Below are 3108 nucleotides of genomic sequence, written 5' to 3' on the forward strand. Positions count from 1 at the left end.
TCAGAGTGATTTCAATAATACTTTTTTCGTCCATGGTAATTCCATATTTAAACCCTAACTTCTGATTAAAAATCAGTCCTTTTTTCAAAGTTAACTTTAGCTGTTAGACTTTATCTCTAAACTTATAAATATATTTTTTCCTTATATGTCTAATATTGAATGAGGGTCTTGATGGGCTATATGCAAATAAATATTTTTGAAACAATCATAGTGAACAAATCAAGAAATGATGTTAATCTTATTTATGGCTTTTTTGCCTACTGAGCGGGGAAATACTGTTTGGCGACTGTGTTCCCCGTTCACCTCATTTTTTTATTTTATCAAGATTCATAGGTACATTTGTATACGTAAAAAATACTCTATGCTAGGTTTGAAAAGCGCAGAATTTGCATTATCTGTTGCTTAGTTAAGCTCTTGTTTAAAGATTCTTGTAATTTGCTTTTTATATCTAAAATATAACCCTCTACTGTTCTTGGAGATAGGCTCATTTCCTTTGCTATATGTTTTGAGGTATATCCTCTAGCAAATAAACGAGCACAATCAGCTTGCTTTTTAGTGAGATATAAACTATCAGACTCATTTAATAAAAAGTATCGATTTACTTGTGTTTGCTCTAAAAATTGCTCTCTTATTTTCTCAGCTAAAAGAATATTATTTACTCGGTTAGGATTTATAATTTGCTGGCTAGGGAGATATATACGATGTTGCGAAGCTTCCTGAATTAATATTCTTGCTTGATCATTAAAAAAATGAATAAAACGTTGTAACAAATCAATATTTCCGACATAGAAATTATTTATATCGTATTTTTCCTTACCTGCCGCAAATATATATAGATATGTGACATCGTTTCTTTTAATAACAAAACTTATACCATTATCGATATTAAAAAAATCTCTTCCCTGAAGATAAATAGGATCTTTACTATCCAACTCCGACCATAAAAAATATCCTTTTGGCAGTAAATGCTCAACATCAATTGTTCCTATTGAATTATATAGGGCATTTTTATAAAAATGGTTTATCCAATCAGGGTTGTTCGTTAATAGTTCTCTTGAACAATCCTCATTGTATATTTTTATATAATTGAAATAGGAAATACCTATAGAGTTTAGAATTGGGTTAAACAATTCCTTTATGTTATTACTACTAGATAAAGCATGATGTTTTTCTAAATTTATTCCATCCATAATATACTCATTATATTTTCAAACCAATTCATGTTTCTTATCCATTATAAAAACTTCTTCTGATTGAATTAAATGATTAAGTAAACTACTGGGGTCGGTGTGTATCATAGGAATACCAGATTGCTTAGCATGCATAAATCCATTTTCTTGACAATGCTCAATAAAACTAAATAGTTTTACAAAATATTCATCTACGTTAAGGAATCCTATCTTTTTGTTAAGTTCACCTATTTTTATTGCATTCCAGGTTTCGATTGCTTCTTCTAGTGTTCCTAGGCCACCAGGTATAACTATAAATGCATCCGCCAATTGTTGAAGCATTTTTTTTCGTTCTTGCATTGAATCAACTACATGAAGCTCATCTAGAGTATCTAACGGTTTTTCTTTGTCTAAAAGATAAGTAGTTATAACCCCTATTACTTTACCACCCAATTCTTTAACTGTAGTTGCTAATAAACCCATCATCCCTAGACTAGAACCACCATAGACAAGAGTAAGTCCTTGATCAACAATTTCATGAGCAAGTTTAATAACAGCTTGTTTAAATGCAACATTGTTTCCAAAACTAGCTCCTAAGTACACGCAGATTGTTTTCATATTAAGTTCTCATTGCTGATTTTTTTTGTATCATACAAACAACAAGTAATGCATGGAAGACGTAATAATTACGGTATGTATTATTCCTGCAAATATCTCATCTAATTAGTCTCGCAAATTTTTTACCGGAATAATTTGATATTCTCCTCACCTCCAATAGGGGCTATCCATCATCTAGATAGAAAGCAAGTATTTGTTGTTGCAGTAGAATGGTTATAATGCTTTATGCTTTTTTGCTGAAGATGTTAGTAATAAATTGGATGTAATAACAGCATTCTATTTTTCGTGTTTTGAGTAGTAGGGACATAAATTGATATCGAAAACCAACCGATTTCATCGGAAGATGAAATTGATTAAACGTCGTGCTTATGAGTTGCAATTTTTTCTCCTTGACAATCTTTGAAGGAATACGAGATACTTTTTCCGAGCTTGAAGTATGAGCTTTCATAGCCAATAAAGGCTAATGAGCAGGAGGCTAATAAAAGCCAATAAGCAGGAAAATCTCAATGACTTGTCTGGTTTTGGATAGGTCATTTGAATTCATTTAAAGGGAATTGACAGGTTGGCATTATACTGAATGAATAATCACTTGCGGAGTTGAATTTTGCCACGATCCAAACTAGGAGTGGCTCCCCGGACAAGACTCGAACTTGGTAATAGCTCAGTCCCCTCATAAAAACCATTGAAAAAATATGAGGTTAGTGTTAATTACGCACACCCAAGAGCTATTACGCACTCATCAAATGGACAAGAAAAATTTTCCACAAACAGTGGAAGGTTGTCATAAGTTAATCAGCCAACTCCTAGAAGTAACCGATGCATTAGTGGCACGCACCAATGAATTGGTTACTCGAATAGAGAAGCTGGAAGAAGAAAATAAAGCATTAAAAGAACAACTGAATACGAACTCGAAGAATTCCTCATTATCCCCATCAAAAGACAAGAAGAAAAAAAAGGATAGAGTGCCTCAAAATAAAGGTGGAGGTCAAGTAGGTCATAAAGGCCATTCACGCAAGTTACTTGATAGTGATGAAGTTGATGAAATCGTATCATGTAGTTTAGGTACTCATTGCGATTGCGGTGGTCGTATTGAATTAAAAGAAGACTATCAACGCTATCAAGTTTATGAGCTACCCCAGATAAAACTTCATGTAACAGAATATCGTTTGGTCAAGGGGCAATGTTCATGCTGTGCCTTAAATCATGTAGCTCGTCTTCCGAAAGGAGTCACATGGGGCTAAGAGATCCCCACAAAATTTATACAGTTTAATTTTTCATCATATAGACCATTTTTCTTTATATTTTCAAAATCAGTTTGAGC

At 32.9% G+C, this 3108-nt stretch carries 3 protein-coding genes; 1 reads left to right on the forward strand and 2 read right to left on the reverse strand.

The window, feature by feature from the left end; genetic code table 11:
- Positions 1 to 359: 359 nt before the first annotated feature.
- A complete protein-coding gene (locus Lgra_RS06890; protein WP_058498513.1) occupies positions 360 to 1190 on the reverse strand; it encodes a helix-turn-helix transcriptional regulator in 831 nt (276 codons plus the stop codon).
- 18 nt (positions 1191 to 1208) lie between these two features.
- Entirely contained in the window at positions 1209 to 1787 is a 579-nt protein-coding gene (locus tag Lgra_RS06895; RefSeq protein WP_058498514.1) for an LOG family protein, read from the reverse strand.
- A gap of 692 nt (positions 1788 to 2479) precedes the next feature.
- On the opposite strand from Lgra_RS06895, the gene Lgra_RS06900 reads away from it, so the two are divergent.
- On the forward strand, positions 2480 to 3028 hold the full coding sequence (locus Lgra_RS06900) for a DUF6444 domain-containing protein (protein WP_058498515.1): 549 nt from the start codon (positions 2480 to 2482) through the stop codon (positions 3026 to 3028).
- Positions 3029 to 3108: the final 80 nt, after the last annotated feature.

The organism is Legionella gratiana (genome assembly GCF_001467695.1).
In the GTDB taxonomy this organism is placed as follows: Bacteria; Pseudomonadota; Gammaproteobacteria; order Legionellales; family Legionellaceae; genus Legionella; species Legionella gratiana.